The following is a 16064-nucleotide window of genomic DNA, read 5'->3' as shown; positions in this document are numbered from 1 at the left end:
ATGACCAAACGCTAAGTTAATAATAAGAAATAAGATTACACTGTAGATTGAGAAATTTAAAGTAAATAAAAAATACATTATACAATAAATATAAAACTGAAAAATAAATTTTATGGCAATTTCGTGTCGCGAGGACTTATCAAGTGACAACCTTGTTTAAATGTTTTTAAATTAGGAAAAATGACTATAAGTACTATTAAAGGAGCGAATAAATTATGCCAATCGTATATTATGATGGAAACTGTATATATTGTTATAACTATGTCATTTGGTTAATTCAACATGACCTACCAAGAAATTATCAATTTGCCACGTTAAAAGGTGAAGTTGGACAACAATTTTTTAAACAACATCCAGAAGCGGCAAATAAAAATAGTGTGATTTTACAGAAAGGTGATCGTATATATTTTGAATCGCAGGCGATTATTAAACTAATCACAGCACTACCTAATCGAACTAAATTATTGGGCGTAGGTTTATGGCTTGTACCTAAACCAGTCCGTAATTTCGGTTATCGAATGTTTGCTAATAATAGAAATAGAATGTGGAAAACAACATGGCACCAACCAAATGATTATGAAAAATCGTTCTTTTTAGATGATAATGCGAAAGTAAAACTTACTGATTGATAAAACATACTTGCTAATTGATAATGGATATACTAGATGATGAATTAAAATTTAGACATTTAAAAAGCGGAACACCTTACATTTAGATTAGAATAATTATAAAAAAGAGAGTAAAAACACTTTACAGATTAGAATAATTATAATATAATAATTAATATAAACAAGCAAGACGTAGACAATTTTAAGGAGTGTATTAAATATGAGTAATCAACAAGATGTTGTAAAAGAATTGAATCAACAAGTAGCAAACTGGACAGTAGCTTACACAAAGCTACATAATTTCCACTGGTATGTGAAAGGACCTAACTTCTTCTCATTACACGTTAAATTTGAAGAATTATATAATGAAGCAAGCCAATATGTAGACGAATTAGCTGAAAGAATTTTAGCGGTAGGAGGAAACCCTGTAGGTACATTAACTGAATGCTTAGAGCAATCAATTGTTAAAGAAGCTGCGAAAGGTTACTCTGCAGAACAAATGGTTGAAGAATTATCACAAGACTTCACAAATATCTCAAAACAATTAGAAAACGCAATCGAAATTGCTGGTAATGCTGGCGATGATGTATCAGAAGATATGTTTATAGGTATGCAAACATCAGTAGATAAACATAATTGGATGTTTAAATCTTACTTAAGCTAATCTACAGATAAGTAATAATATAAATAAAAGCCAACACATAAATGGGGATACGCCCAGAATGTGTTGGCTTTTTGAGTTTAATCGCATTGTTAAAGAGCAATTAAAGTCAATTTAAATAAGTTACTCTGCGATTTCTAAAGCGATTTCCATCATTTGTGTAAATGAATTTTGACGTTCTTCAGGTGTAGTAGCTTCGTCACGTAAAATATGATCACTTACTGTGAAAATACCAAGTGCTTTTTTACCAGCATGAATCGCATTTAAATATAAACCAGCTGATTCCATTTCGATACCTAAAATACCCATTTTTTTCCAAGCATCATTGAATGTTGGATCGGCATTGTAAAATGTATCAGAAGATAATACGTTACCTACGTGTGTAGTAGCACCGATTTGGTCAGCGACATTTTTAGCTTTAGTTACTAACTCGAAGTCAGCGATAGGCGCGAAATGACCTGGAATATTGTATTGATCTACATAATTTGAATTAGTTGATGCAGCTTGTGCAATAATAACATCGTATAAGTTAACATTTTCTTGTAATGCGCCACAAGAACCGATACGAATGATTGTATCTACATCAAAGAAGTTGTATAACTCATATGAGTAAATACCAATACTTGGAATACCCATACCAGAACCCATTACAGAAACTTCTTTACCTTTATATGTACCAGTGTAACCAAACATGTTACGTACATCGTTAAATTGTTCAACATTTTCTAAAAAATTATCAGCAATATATTTTGCGCGTAGCGGATCGCCAGGCATTAATACTGTTTTAGCAATTTTTACTCCATTTGGTTGAATATGTGGTGTACCTTTTGTCATTTGTTATCTTCTCCTTAATATTCATTAATAATTTTAAGATAACATTTGTTTCCCTTTTTTGCGAATTTTTGTACTATAGAATTAAAGAATTATAAAAATATAATCCTGATTAGCTTGTTGTCAAGTCATCGTTCATAATGAAGATATCACGTTCAATTGTATTGTTTGTTTATGGGAAATGAATTAATGTAATAGTATATGTATGCGGTTACATAAAAAGCGAACATCTAACCTGATATTTAAATGAACCTGACGCTCAATCAACTAATTTACAACCGTATTTTTATAATCAACCATAAAGGAGGAGATAGAAAATGAATAGTGCAAAATTGATTGATCACACTTTATTGAAGCCTGAGTCAACACGTACGCAAATCGATCAAATCATCGATGAAGCGAAAGCATACCATTTTAAATCTGTATGTGTGAATCCAACGCATGTTAAATATGCAGCAGAGCGACTAGCTGATTCAGAGGTGTTAGTTTGTACGGTAATAGGATTCCCATTAGGTGCATCGACAACTGCGACGAAAGCATTTGAAACAGAAGATGCGATTCAAAATGGTGCAGATGAAATTGACATGGTCATCAACATCGGCGCATTAAAAAATGGACGTTTTGATGATGTACAACAAGACATTGAAGCAGTGGTTAAAGCTGCGAAAGGTCACACAGTAAAAGTGATTATTGAGACGGTATTGTTGGACCATGACGAAATCGTAAAAGCGAGTGAATTAACAAAAGCGGCTGGTGCGGACTTCGTTAAAACTTCAACAGGTTTTGCAGGTGGCGGTGCGACTGCAGAAGACGTTAAATTAATGAAAGATACAGTAGGTGCTGATGTAGAAGTAAAAGCATCAGGTGGCGTACGTAATTTAGAAGATTTCAATAAAATGGTTGAAGCAGGTGCGACACGTATTGGTGCGAGCGCAGGCGTTCAAATTATGCAAGGTTTAGAAGCAGATTCAGATTACTAATTTTATAAAAATATGTAAGCATGGGACATCGTAACCATATATAAGTATGTCGATATCAGCTTTAAGACATCATAAATGCCATGATGATTCTAAGATAATTTAATAGGGACTTTAACGTTATAACCAATCTATTTAAGAATAATAACATCGCATTGAAATTGTGATATTAAAAATGAAATCGATAGCTTGCTATAATAATTTTCGCTTGTGCTTTTAAAAATGGACTAGAGAAAGCGCAGATGCTTTGTCCTAAGCTTTTTAAGAAAAGGATGATAAAAATGAGAATGATAGACATTATTGAGAAAAAGCGTGACGGTCATACACTAACAACGGAAGAAATTAATTTCTTTATTGGCGGCTATGTTAAAGGGGATATTCCTGATTACCAAGCATCAAGTTTAGCAATGGCGATTTATTTCCAAGATATGAATGATGATGAGCGTGCAGCATTAACGATGGCTATGGTTAATTCTGGTGATATGATAGATTTGAGTGATATTAAAGGTGTCAAAGTAGATAAGCACTCAACAGGTGGTGTAGGAGATACAACTACATTGGTTTTAGCACCATTAGTAGCAGCTGTAGATGTTCCTGTTGCAAAAATGAGTGGGCGTGGATTAGGTCATACAGGTGGTACGATTGATAAATTAGAAGCAATTGATGGTTTTCATGTTGAAATAGATGAAGCAACATTTGTGAAATTGGTTAATGAAAATAAAGTGGCAGTTGTAGGACAATCAGGAAATTTAACTCCTGCAGACAAAAAATTATATGCCTTAAGGGATGTTACTGGTACTGTCAATTCAATACCATTAATTGCCTCTTCAATTATGAGTAAAAAGATTGCTGCTGGTGCAGATGCAATTGTATTAGATGTAAAAACTGGTAGCGGTGCATTTATGAAAACATTAGAAGATGCTGAAGCATTAGCGCACGCAATGGTACGTATTGGTAATAATGTGGGACGTAATACGATGGCGATTATTTCTGATATGAATCAGCCACTTGGACGTGCGATTGGCAATGCGCTTGAGTTACAAGAAGCAATTGATACGTTGAAAGGACAAGGTCCGAAAGATTTAACAGAACTTGTATTAACATTAGGTTCTCAAATGGTTGTACTTGCAAACAAAGCTGAAACGCTTGAAGAAGCGAGAGCGTTGCTAATTGAGGCAATTGATTCAGGTGCAGCATTAGAAAAATTCAAAACATTTATTAAAAACCAAGGTGGCGACGAAACCGTTATTGACCATCCAGAGCGTTTGCCACAAGCTCAATATCAAATCGAATATAAAGCTAAAAAATCAGGTTATGTGACTGAGTTAGTCTCTAACGATATAGGTGTCGCTTCGATGATGTTAGGAGCGGGACGTTTAACAAAAGAGGATGATATTGATTTAGCGGTTGGTATTGTTTTAAATAAAAAAATTGGTGATAAAGTAGAAGAAGGAGAATCATTATTAACGATTCACAGTAATCGCCAAGATGTAGACGATGTTGTTAAAAAATTAGATTCAAGCATAACAATTGCTGATCATGTTGTATCGCCTACATTAATTCATAAAATCATTACAGAGTAGGAGTTGAAGCTGATTGAACATACTAAGATATTTATTAGGAATAGGTTTTAGTGTAATAGGTGTATTGCATTTTACACGAGAACGACAATTTAGAAATATCATACCGAAATGTTTGCCACTTCGAAAAACAGCGGTTCTTGTTACAGGAATCTTTGAGATATTATTTGGACTTGCACTTTTAATTAAAAGACCATCTCAATGCTTGAAAAATACAATCAATCTATTCTTGCTAGCTGTATTCCCAGCTAATATCTATATGGCAGTTAAAAAGTTACCTTTAGGAGATAAACAATTGCCAACATGGCAACTATATTTAAGGTTACCTATGCAGTTCGTGTTAATGGGACTAATTAAGAAATTATAGTGGTTCTCAAATAAATCGGACAAATGTTAAAGATTTTACTTTTTCATTTGTTCGATTTTTTGACTTTGAAGCATAATAAAAAGCAGTTGGACAATGGCGATTGTAACATCATTGTTCGACTGCTTTTCTGATTAACTTGATTGACTAAGATTTATTTTCCTGTACCGAAAACATCATGCCATTCGTTTCGTTTGTCTAGAAATGCTTGAGCGATAGTTTTAGCACCTTCTAATGAATGACTTGCTGCCCAGCCACATTGTACTTCATTACAAGCAGGCACTTCAGTAGCATTTAGCACATCATTTAAAGTTGCTTCAACAATATTTAATACATCATCATAATTATCATGATTAATAAATGATACATAGAAACCAGTTTGGCAACCCATAGGACTTAAATCAACAACTTTGTCACTATGATTTCTAATATTTTCAGCCATTAAATGTTCTAATGAATGTAGTCCTGGCATATCCATATGTTCTTTGTTTGGTTGTTTGAAACGAATGTCGTATTTGTGAATGACATCTCCGTTTAATCCTTCCATCGTTCCCGCTAATCTAATAAATGGGGCAACCACTTTAGTATGATCTAAATTGAAACTTTCAACATTCATTTTTGTCATTTTGAATTTCCTCCTATTTACTACTCAAAACTATAAAACGCTTATGATTTGTTGCAATATAAAACTTAAGTTTGTTGTAAGTTGTGTTTCTAACAATACTTAAATTGTAACAATAGGGCTTATGTTTTACAATTTGAAACTGTTTTATAAATTTATGAAAGGCTTTTAGTTATTAGAAAATTTTGTAAATAAAGAAAAACTAGATGACATCATGAGATAAAACCGATAGAATAAGTAATAATTCATTTTGAAAGAACAAAATATTGTGGATGATTAAAATGAGTGTAGGGTAAAAGGGAGATAGTAAAAAATGAGTGAAAAACAACAAATTCTCGATTATATAGAAACAAATAAATATAGTTATATCGAAATCAGTCATAGAATTCATGAACGTCCTGAACTTGGTAATGAAGAAATATTTGCGTCTCGAACTTTAATAGATCGTTTGAAAGAGCATGATTTTGAAATTGAAACCGAGATTGCTGGGCATGCAACTGGGTTTATAGCGACATATGATTCAGGTCTTGACGGGCCAGCTATAGGTTTTTTAGCAGAATACGATGCTTTGCCAGGGTTGGGTCATGCTTGTGGTCATAATATCATTGGAACTGCAAGTGTGCTTGGTGCAATTGGTTTGAAGCAAGTGATTGACCAAATTGGTGGTAAAGTAGTCGTTCTTGGATGTCCAGCTGAAGAAGGTGGGGAAAATGGTAGCGCTAAAGCTTCTTATGTCAAGGCTGGTGTGATTGATCAAATAGACATTGCCTTAATGATTCATCCGGGAAATGAAACTTATAAAACGATTGATACTTTGGCAGTGGATGTTTTAGATGTTAAATTTTACGGAAAAAGTGCTCATGCCTCTGAAAATGCAGATGAAGCGTTAAATGCATTAGACGCTATGATTAGTTATTTTAATGGTGTAGCACAACTACGACAACATATTAAAAAAGATCAACGTGTGCATGGTGTGATTTTAGATGGCGGGAAAGCAGCTAATATTATTCCAGACTATACACATGCTCGTTTTTATACTAGAGCAATGACGCGTAAAGAATTGGATATATTAACAGAAAAAGTAAATCAAATCGCACGTGGAGCTGCGATACAGACTGGTTGTGATTATGAATTTGGTCCAATTCAAAACGGTGTGAATGAATTCATTAAAACGCCGAAATTAGATGATTTATTTGCTAAATATGCTGAAGAAGTTGGTGAAGCAGTTATTGATGATGATTTTGGTTATGGCTCTACGGATACAGGGAACGTAAGTCATGTTGTGCCAACAATACATCCTCATATTAAAATAGGATCACGTAATTTAGTAGGACATACGCATAGATTTAGAGAAGCGGCTGCGAGTGTACATGGTGATGAAGCATTAATTAAAGGTGCTAAAATAATGGCGTTGATGGGGTTAGAGTTAATTACAAATCAAGACGTTTATCAAGACATTATTGAAGAGCATGCGCATTTGAAAGGGAATGGGAAGTAATGACAAATAATGGTAATGAGCCGAACTTAACGTTAAGTGATTTATATGACAAAGATGTTGTCTATACGTCAAGACCTTCGTATATATCGAATCCATGGTTGAAACCGGACGAACATCAATCTAATTTTTTAACTGGTAGGGAGTTATTAATAGCAAATCAATTACCTGTTATTGTTCACGAAGCTAGTGCGACAGACAAATTGCATCAGCTATTTCAAGTTATTGGTAAGGAAGTACCGAACTCAATTTATACATTTAACAATCAGCAATCTTACGAAAACTTGATCAAACAATTGGCACATAAGGAAAATAAAAAGATTTATTTTCAATATATTCATGATGAAACAATCTTGAATCAGCAATATTATGCATTAGATAAAACGTTATTTGTTGCTTTAAATAATAAAGCAAGAATACCTGAATGGACAAATGGGAAGTTTTTACCAAAAAGAAAAGTTGTAAAAATTGAGCAATTCGAAAACGAGATTAAGAATTGGGAATTCCCGTTAGTAATTAAGCCGGGAGATGATCTTCCGACAGCAGGTGGCTATGGCGTTATGATTTGTTATCATGATGCAGATTTACAAAAAGCGATAACGCGTATTAAACAGGCAACTGCTGAAACGAATTCGCTTATTATCGAACAGAAGATTGAAGAAAAAGCGAATTATTGCGTTCAGTTTGCATACTCGGAATCGCTAGGCATTCAATATCTTGGTGCGGCAACGCAATTAACGGATAAGTACGGATTTTATAACGGAAATGAAAATACTACTAATGTACCAGAGCACGTTATAGAAGCAGGTAGACAAATTATGGAAAACGGTGTGAATCAAGGATTCTTTGGTGTAGCTGGTTTTGACCTACTCGTCGATGAGGATGATAACGTTTATGCGATTGATTTAAACTTTAGACAAAATGGTTCAACGAGCATGTTATTACTTGCTAACGAGTTGAATTCAGGATATCAAAAGTTTTATAGTTATCATTCAAAAGGTGATAACACACATTTCTTCAATACGATTTTGAAATATGTCAAAGAAGGTAGTTTATACCCGTTATCTTATTATGATGGTGATTGGTACGGTGAAGATAAAGTTAAATCAAGGTTTGGCTGTATTTGGCATGGTGATTCAAAAGAAACAGTACTGGAGAATGAACGCGCATTTTTAGCTGAACTTGAACACTATTAGAGTTCGGAACATAAGGCGCTACAATGTTGTGTTGCCAGTAGTTGACTGAATATGCGTTTGTAACAAGCTTTTTTCGATTCTAGTCAACAGTAATTAAATTTATGATATGGCAATACTTTGTAATACTAATATTAAATGGCGACTTTTATTTCACTATGTTATAAGAGTTGCCATTTTGTTGATAAAGGTATACTAAAGGTTATCGTTTTGAAATTTTTAGTAACTAAATATGTTTCGTGTTATAGACCGAATTTGTGTATACGTAAAATTTAATGCTATTGAATTTTTAAAATGAAAAACATGACATTAAATTGAATTCATAATATGTCTAATTGACTAACTTGTTGGAGTCATTTACTATTTTATGTATGACATATTTTAAAAAGTGAGGGTCAAGCATGTCTTATAAAGCATATCCATTCTTTAGAGATATATTAATAAATGAATGTATTTATTTCGCCTCTAAAAATAAAAAACTAGTACGCCTAAATTATAAAAGTGAAGCGTATGTAGGCGTTTGGACAGAAGAAAGTGTGGCCGTATCATTTTTAACAAGTCGTGATATTCCATTTGATAAAGTTGTAAAAATGGACGTTGATCGTTTTGCTACTTATGAATTAGATGAATTGTTTGATGAACAAGACCATATTATTATGAATCAAACAATGGAAGAAGAAGGGCATCTACTAAACGTTGTAGCTGTTACACAAGAAGTGATGACGGAATTAGATAAAATTAGAATCAAAGAATTTGTCCAAGATGTAGCGAAATATGATGAAGTATACGGCTTAACTAAAAAAGGTAGTAAGCAGTTTATTCTCATTAGTGAAAATGATAGCGACGAAAAAAAGCCGCATATTATGCCTGTATGGAGTATTAAAAACAGAGCGTTAAAAGTTCGAGATGAAGATTTTGAAGAGTGTGATTTAATTACGATTGAAGGTTCTGTTTTCGGAGAATGGCTAGATGAACTTAGAGATGATCATAAAGCCGTTGCGATAGATTTAAAAACTGGCGTGGTTGGTACAATTGTTTCAGCGCAAAAATTGTCTAATGAACTTACATTTTAATTGAATTGAGTTGTAATTAATTAAGTGATAATAAATGGAACAATACGTATTCAAAACACTTAGACCATAAAATAAAAGGCCATTTATATAGCGTTTATTTAAAACAACGCGCATATAAATGGTCTTTTTCTATTTACCTAAATATAATGCACCAATAGCACCTGAAAATGCGCCGTTTTCAACATAGTACGGTTTGCAACCGCGTAACACAGTATAATCTTCCACAACTTTGCGTAATAAAGCGTTATTATGAAATGAAGAACCGATATAAACGATATTTTCAGTTTTAAATTCACGTGCAACAGTAATGGCCATTGTCGTAACAACTTCGCCAACGACACCAATAACGGCTGCTAATTTATTGCTAGGTGTAAAATCAGCATCTAAATGATGTAGTACATGACCAAAATTAGCTGCTGTTAAATCACCGGGAATGGGTGGTTCGGTATCTTTATAAATATGTCTAACCTTTAAATCGATAGTGTTACGATCACCGTGTTGTGCCATGTCAGTTAACTGTTTATAATCAGTGATTTGACTTAGTAAATAACCGAGTCCTTGAATCATGCCTCCACCTGTACCGATACCGCCTACACGACGTTGTGATTGGCCGTCGAAATAATGTAGTGACGTACCGGTACCAACATTTGCAAAAATATAATCTGCTAAGTCATGGCCTTGCTCTTTTAACAAAATACCTAGTCCTTGAGATGCAGCATCAAACTCTACAAAAATTTGTGCAGGAATGTTGATGTTTTCAGCAATGACACCTGCATTACCTCCAGTTAAGCATAATTTTTCAATTTGCTGTTGGTTTAACCATTCCACAACTTGATCAATATTTTTAGTTAATTCAGTTTTAAAAGTACGTTGGTTATCTTGCTCTTGAACGATTTTAATTAGTGTACCGCCAGCGTCAATGCCAACTTTCATAAGATTCCCACCTCATTATTAATGTCTATCCTTAAATAATAGTATAGTAAAATGACTAAAAAACAAGTAATAATAGTAATTATTAACAAATTTGATGCCATTGCATTTCAACATTGTAAGCGTATCGCAATTAATGTTTTACAAACGTGGACGTTAAGTTATATATATTATTTTCTAGGAATTTTGAAGTTGTATAGGATTGTTAGTTAGTGACGCAATATTAAAAGTAGTTCGTACGCAGTGTATTTGTAACTCTCTGATTAAAATGATAAGTAATGAGGAATAGTACATTAATTTTGAAATTTAAAAAATATAAATAAGTAATTTATTTAACTTAGAGCAAATAATGGTATCGTAGTGAAATAATAGGTAAAATAATATGGGGATTCATGCTTCATATATAAAAAGATAGGGGTTAAATATATGGCTAAAGAACTTTGTTTTGAAGGTATCACTTTAAAAGCATTTGATGAACAATATCGTTCAGCAATTAATGATTTTGACTTGAATGAAAGACAACAAATATATTCATCTTTACCTAAAGAAGTTATTGATGATGCAATTAATGATGCTGATAGGATTGCTAACGTAGCAATAAACGATAAAAATGAAGTGGTGGGCTTTTTTGTATTACATCGTTACTATCAGCATGAAGGTTATGATACACCTGAAAATGTCGTTTATATTCGTTCATTATCGATTAATGAAAAATATCAAGGTTTTGGATATGGCACGAAAATAATGATGTCATTGCCGCAATATGTTCAAGGTGTATTTCCTGATTTTAATCATCTATATCTAGTAGTAGATGCGGAAAATGACAATGCTTGGAACCTATACGAACGTGCTGGATTCATGCATACAGCTACTAAAGAAGAAGGACCAATTGGCAAAGAACGACTATATTACTTGGACTTAGATTCAAAACATGTTTCGTCATTAAAGCTTGAAGAAGAAAGTCGTTCAGAAGTGACCAATGTACATATCATTAATTTAATGATTGATGGCCAAAAGGTTGGCTTTATCGCATTGGAGCAGATTGGTGAACGCATGAACATTGCTGCTATTGAAGTGGATAAATCATATCGCTTTAATGGTATTGGTTCAAGTGCGCTGCGACAATTGCCAACTTACTTAAGAAAAAACTATGACAACCTTAATGTGATTACGATGATTCTGTTTGGAGAGAATAATGATTTTAAACCATTATGTCTAAATAGTAATTTCGTTGAAATCGAACAAACTGATGATTATGTCGTTTTTGAAAAATATTTAAATTACTAACAGTGATTGCGAAATATGATATTGTCATTTATAATTTAGTTTTGTTACTATATATAAATGAATTCAGACGTATAAATTTAGATTATATCCTTCGAAAGGAAGTATTGGGCAATGAAAATTCAAGATTATACAAAACAAATGGTTGATGAAAAATCATTTATTGATATGGCTTATACATTATTGAATGATAAAGGCGAAACAATGAACTTATATGATATCATCGATGAATTTAGAGCGTTAGGTGATTATGAGTACGAAGAAATTGAAAATCGTGTTGTACAATTTTACACGGATTTAAACACAGATGGTCGTTTTTTAAATGTTGGAGAAAATTTATGGGGATTACGTGATTGGTATTCGGTAGATGATATTGAAGAGAAAATCGCACCAACTATTCAAAAATTCGATATTCTGGATGCAGATGATGAAGAAGATCAAAACTTAAAATTATTGGGCGAAGATGAAATGGATGACGACGATGATATTCCAGCTCAAACAGATGATCAAGAAGAACTAAATGATCCAGAAGATGAGCAGGTTGAAGAAGAAATCAATCATTCGGATATAGTCATTGAAGAAGATGAAGATGAACTAGACGAAGACGAAGAAGTGTTTGAAGACGAAGAAGACTTCAACGATTAATTTTTTGTTTGACTTTTAGTTGAAAGATGATAAAATTTTATTCGGGCTCCTTTAAATAGGACACGTGTATAAAATTTATACGCTCCCCTTACAGAATTTGTGAGAGGGAGCGTTTTTTTATTTAATTGAGTAAATCAAGAAATGATAACGCAAAAATCAAAGTTGTAAATGATATACATAGTGACATAGCAGTATGGAAACGGTAAGTAAACAGAATTTAATTTTGTCGAATTCGACAAATAAACAACTTGAATGAGCTTGCTTTAATGTTATGTTTTACGTAATTTTTACAATTGATGAGGAAGCATTCCCTTTAATAATTAGGAGGTCAAGACATGACAAAATTTATTTTTGTAACAGGTGGCGTAGTTTCATCATTAGGGAAGGGTATTACAGCATCTTCTCTAGGTAGATTATTAAAAGATAGAGGTCTAAATGTAACAATTCAAAAATTCGATCCATACTTAAATGTTGACCCAGGTACAATGAGTCCTTATCAACATGGTGAAGTATTCGTAACGGATGATGGTGCAGAAACTGACCTAGACTTAGGACATTACGAAAGATTTATTGATATTAATTTAAACAAGTTTTCAAATGTGACAGCCGGTAAAGTGTATTCACACGTATTGAAAAAAGAACGTCGTGGTGATTACTTAGGCGGAACAGTTCAAGTTATTCCGCATATTACAAATGAAATTAAAGAACGTTTATTACTTGCAGGGGAAAGTACGAATGCAGACGTTGTTATCACTGAAATTGGCGGTACAACAGGTGATATTGAGTCATTACCGTTTATTGAAGCGATTCGTCAAATTCGTAGCGATTTAGGTAGAGAAAATGTTATGTATGTTCACTGTACATTACTGCCTTATATTAAAGCTGCTGGAGAAATGAAAACGAAGCCAACACAACATAGTGTTAAAGAATTACGAGGCTTAGGTATTCAACCAGACTTAATCGTTGTAAGAACTGAATATGAAATGACACAAGATTTAAAAGATAAAATTGCATTATTCTGTGACATTAATAAAGAAAGTGTTATTGAATGTCGTGATGCAGACTCTTTATACGAAATTCCATTACAATTAAGCCAACAAAATATGGATGATATCGTTATTAAACGTTTACAATTAAACGCGAAATATGAAACACAGCTTGATGAATGGAAACAGTTGTTAGATATCGTTAATAATTTAGATGGTAAAATTACAATTGGTTTAGTAGGTAAATATGTTAGCTTACAAGATGCATATTTATCAGTTGTTGAATCATTGAAACATGCTGGATATCCTTTTGCCAAAGATATTGACATTAGATGGATTGATTCAAGTGAAGTAACAGATGAAAATGCAGCCGAATACCTTGCAGATGTCGACGGTATTTTAGTACCAGGTGGATTTGGTTTCCGTGCAAGTGAAGGTAAAATTAGTGCAATTAAGTATGCTAGAGAAAACAATGTACCATTCTTTGGTATTTGTTTAGGAATGCAACTTGCAACAGTTGAATTTTCAAGAAACGTATTAGGCCTTGAAGGCGCACATTCAGCTGAATTAGACCCTGCAACACCATACCCAATTATAGATTTATTACCAGAACAAAAAGATATCGAAGATTTAGGTGGTACATTACGCTTAGGCTTATATCCATGTTCAATTAAAGAAGGCACATTGGCACAAGATGTTTATGGTAAAGCGGAAATTGAAGAAAGACATCGTCATCGTTATGAATTTAATAATGACTATAGAGAACAATTAGAAGCAAATGGTATGGTGATTTCTGGTACAAGTCCAGATGGACGTTTAGTAGAAATGGTAGAGATTCCGACAAATGATTTCTTTATTGCTTGTCAATTCCACCCAGAATTCTTATCTAGACCAAATCGTCCGCACCCGATTTTTAAATCATTTATTGAAGCTTCATTAAAATATCAACAAAATAAATAAATTTGCTAATAAAACCGGTACTTTCATTGTTAAACATTGAAAGTACCGGTTTTTCGTATAATTTTAATATTATGTTAGTGACAAGGTATGAAATAACAATAGTGACTTTTATAATTCTAAGTCTCTTGTCATTTCAATCATTTGTGTATAAATGTCATAGTATACATAATTCAATGCCATCGCATGTGGTTGGACAATCTTATCGTAATCTTCAGTGTAGACTATAGGTCTTGGTGTAGATAAATCGATAAAATGTACGAGATGATCAGGGAAATCATCTGTTTTAGGTTTGTTGCTTATTAAGACCACATCGATATCTAAGTCGATAAGTTTTTGAATATCTAATGCAACTTGATCATTATAAAATGGTGCGAATAATAATACACGATCAGTTGAGTCAATTTCTTTAAAGTCTTTAATAGCGTCAAGTTTTCGGCTAGATTTTAAACGCTCATCACTATGTAGAATGAAACTTTCGAAAAACTGTAAATCATCATAACCTTTTACATAAACATAACCTTCGCCACCAATTGCTTGAATTAAACATTGGGCGGCCATTTGAATTTCTAAAGATTGTTTTTCTAGCCTATTAAAGATACCTATTAGTTGTGTGTTTAAGATTTTTGACATCTTTATCCTCCAATCTACTTATAAAATATTGTAATTAATGACTACATATTATGCAACGGCTTAAATTGTATAAAAATGTATACGTTTGCATTTAGTATAACTATCGCATTTTTCAAAAAATACACATTTAATCTGCAGTATTTCAATGCATTGACGCTATTTTTTTGATATAATTACTTTGAAAAATACGTGCGTAAGCACTCAAGGAGGAACTTTCATGCCTTTAGTTTCAATGAAAGAAATGTTAATTGATGCAAAAGAAAATGGTTATGCGGTAGGTCAATACAATATTAATAACCTAGAATTCACTCAAGCAATTTTAGAAGCGTCACAAGAAGAAAATGCACCTGTAATTTTAGGTGTTTCTGAAGGTGCTGCTCGTTACATGAGCGGTTTCTACACAATTGTTAAAATGGTTGAAGGGTTAATGCATGACTTAAACATCACTATTCCTGTAGCAATCCATTTAGACCATGGTTCAAGCTTTGAAAAATGTAAAGAAGCTATCGATGCTGGTTTCACATCAGTAATGATCGATGCTTCACACAGCCCATTCGAAGAAAACGTAGCAACAACTAAAAAAGTTGTTGAATACGCTCATGAAAAAGGTGTTTCTGTAGAAGCTGAATTAGGTACTGTTGGTGGACAAGAAGATGATGTTGTAGCAGACGGCATCATTTATGCTGATCCTAAAGAATGTCAAGAACTAGTTGAAAAAACTGGTATTGATGCATTAGCGCCAGCATTAGGTTCAGTTCATGGTCCATACAAAGGTGAACCAAAATTAGGATTTAAAGAAATGGAAGAAATCGGTTTATCTACAGGTTTACCATTAGTATTACACGGTGGTACTGGTATCCCGACTAAAGATATCCAAAAAGCAATTCCATTTGGTACAGCTAAAATTAACGTAAACACTGAAAACCAAATCGCTTCAGCAAAAGCAGTTCGTGACGTTTTAAATAACGACAAAGAAGTTTACGATCCTCGTAAATACTTAGGACCTGCACGTGAAGCTATCAAAGAAACAGTTAAAGGTAAAATTAAAGAGTTCGGTACTTCAAACCGCGCTAAATAATTAATATTTAGTTTTTAAGTTATTAATAACGTAGGGATATTAATTTTAAAAGAAGCAGACAAAATGGTGTTTGCTTCTTTTTTATGTCGTATAAGTAATAAATAAAACAGTTTGATTTTAAAATGAAAGCGTAAAAATGGTAAAATA

16 protein-coding genes are annotated in these 16064 nt (G+C 33.0%); 12 read left to right on the top strand and 4 right to left on the bottom strand.

Annotated elements, in window-relative coordinates:
- Positions 1–215 precede the first annotated feature (215 nt).
- Positions 216–629, top strand: coding sequence for a thiol-disulfide oxidoreductase DCC family protein (locus tag KI230_RS10735; protein WP_001123303.1), 414 nt, complete (start codon positions 216–218; stop codon positions 627–629).
- Positions 630–828: 199 nt separating this feature from the next.
- Complete coding sequence (locus KI230_RS10730) at positions 829–1272, top strand: Dps family protein (RefSeq protein ID WP_000070866.1); 444 nt, start codon at positions 829–831, stop codon at positions 1270–1272.
- 120 nt (positions 1273–1392) lie between these two features.
- On the opposite strand, the gene deoD is transcribed toward KI230_RS10730, so the two are convergent.
- Positions 1393–2103 carry a purine-nucleoside phosphorylase gene (deoD, locus tag KI230_RS10725; protein WP_000160304.1) on the bottom strand — a complete coding sequence of 237 codons (711 nt, stop codon included), beginning with the start codon at positions 2101–2103 and terminating at the stop codon, positions 1393–1395.
- 314 nt (positions 2104–2417) lie between these two features.
- On the opposite strand from deoD, the gene deoC reads away from it, so the two are divergent.
- From deoC to KI230_RS10710, 3 genes are all read left to right on the top strand, one after another.
- Entirely contained in the window at positions 2418–3080 is a 663-nt protein-coding gene (gene deoC, locus KI230_RS10720; protein ID WP_045177736.1) for a deoxyribose-phosphate aldolase, read from the top strand.
- A 278-nt stretch (positions 3081–3358) separates the two neighbouring features.
- Positions 3359–4660 (top strand): pyrimidine-nucleoside phosphorylase, encoded by a 1302-nt coding sequence (locus tag KI230_RS10715; RefSeq protein ID WP_001242317.1) that lies wholly within the window; start codon positions 3359–3361, stop codon positions 4658–4660.
- A 13-nt stretch (positions 4661–4673) separates the two neighbouring features.
- Positions 4674–5024 (top strand): DoxX family protein, encoded by a 351-nt coding sequence (locus tag KI230_RS10710; RefSeq protein WP_001024035.1) that lies wholly within the window; start codon positions 4674–4676, stop codon positions 5022–5024.
- A gap of 151 nt (positions 5025–5175) precedes the next feature.
- Here the strand turns inward: KI230_RS10710 and KI230_RS10705 are convergent, their stop codons facing one another.
- Positions 5176–5646 carry an S-ribosylhomocysteine lyase gene (locus tag KI230_RS10705; protein WP_000164421.1) on the bottom strand — a complete coding sequence of 157 codons (471 nt, stop codon included), beginning with the start codon at positions 5644–5646 and terminating at the stop codon, positions 5176–5178.
- 310 nt (positions 5647–5956) lie between these two features.
- On the opposite strand from KI230_RS10705, the gene KI230_RS10700 reads away from it, so the two are divergent.
- From KI230_RS10700 to KI230_RS10690, 3 genes are all read left to right on the top strand, one after another.
- A complete protein-coding gene (locus KI230_RS10700) occupies positions 5957–7141 on the top strand; it encodes a M20 family metallopeptidase (protein WP_001291497.1) in 1185 nt (394 codons plus the stop codon).
- A complete protein-coding gene (gene ldmS, locus KI230_RS10695; protein ID WP_045177741.1) occupies positions 7141–8334 on the top strand; it encodes an L-aspartate--L-methionine ligase LdmS in 1194 nt (397 codons plus the stop codon). The genes KI230_RS10700 and ldmS overlap by 1 nt, the downstream gene beginning before the upstream one ends.
- A gap of 398 nt (positions 8335–8732) precedes the next feature.
- Positions 8733–9404: a DUF2750 domain-containing protein gene (locus KI230_RS10690; RefSeq protein WP_000120549.1), complete on the top strand. Its 672-nt coding sequence runs from the start codon at positions 8733–8735 to the stop codon at positions 9402–9404.
- A 129-nt stretch (positions 9405–9533) separates the two neighbouring features.
- Here the strand turns inward: KI230_RS10690 and coaW are convergent, their stop codons facing one another.
- Complete coding sequence (gene coaW / locus KI230_RS10685) at positions 9534–10337, bottom strand: type II pantothenate kinase (RefSeq protein WP_000862728.1); 804 nt, start codon at positions 10335–10337, stop codon at positions 9534–9536.
- A gap of 423 nt (positions 10338–10760) precedes the next feature.
- On the opposite strand from coaW, the gene KI230_RS10680 reads away from it, so the two are divergent.
- From KI230_RS10680 to pyrG, 3 genes are all read left to right on the top strand, one after another.
- A complete protein-coding gene (locus tag KI230_RS10680; RefSeq protein WP_001040736.1) occupies positions 10761–11621 on the top strand; it encodes a GNAT family N-acetyltransferase in 861 nt (286 codons plus the stop codon).
- 111 nt (positions 11622–11732) lie between these two features.
- Positions 11733–12263 carry a DNA-directed RNA polymerase subunit delta gene (gene rpoE / locus KI230_RS10675; protein WP_000701483.1) on the top strand — a complete coding sequence of 177 codons (531 nt, stop codon included), beginning with the start codon at positions 11733–11735 and terminating at the stop codon, positions 12261–12263.
- Positions 12264–12598: 335 nt separating this feature from the next.
- Entirely contained in the window at positions 12599–14209 is a 1611-nt protein-coding gene (gene pyrG, locus KI230_RS10670) for a CTP synthase (RefSeq protein ID WP_000159960.1), read from the top strand.
- A gap of 108 nt (positions 14210–14317) precedes the next feature.
- Here the strand turns inward: pyrG and KI230_RS10665 are convergent, their stop codons facing one another.
- Positions 14318–14839, bottom strand: coding sequence for a DUF2529 domain-containing protein (locus KI230_RS10665; RefSeq protein ID WP_000036005.1), 522 nt, complete (start codon positions 14837–14839; stop codon positions 14318–14320).
- Between the two features lie 217 nt (positions 14840–15056).
- Here KI230_RS10665 and fdaB point away from each other — a divergent pair, with 217 nt between their 5' ends.
- A complete protein-coding gene (fdaB, locus tag KI230_RS10660) occupies positions 15057–15917 on the top strand; it encodes a class IIb fructose-bisphosphate aldolase FdaB (RefSeq protein ID WP_001131841.1) in 861 nt (286 codons plus the stop codon).
- Positions 15918–16064: the final 147 nt, after the last annotated feature.

Origin of the sequence: Staphylococcus sp. MZ3 (genome assembly GCF_018622755.1) — a bacterium.
GTDB classification, from domain to species: Bacteria; Bacillota; Bacilli; order Staphylococcales; family Staphylococcaceae; genus Staphylococcus; species Staphylococcus aureus.
The sequence above is the reverse complement of the archived record's forward strand: the minus strand, read 5'-3'. Positions and strand labels throughout refer to the sequence as shown.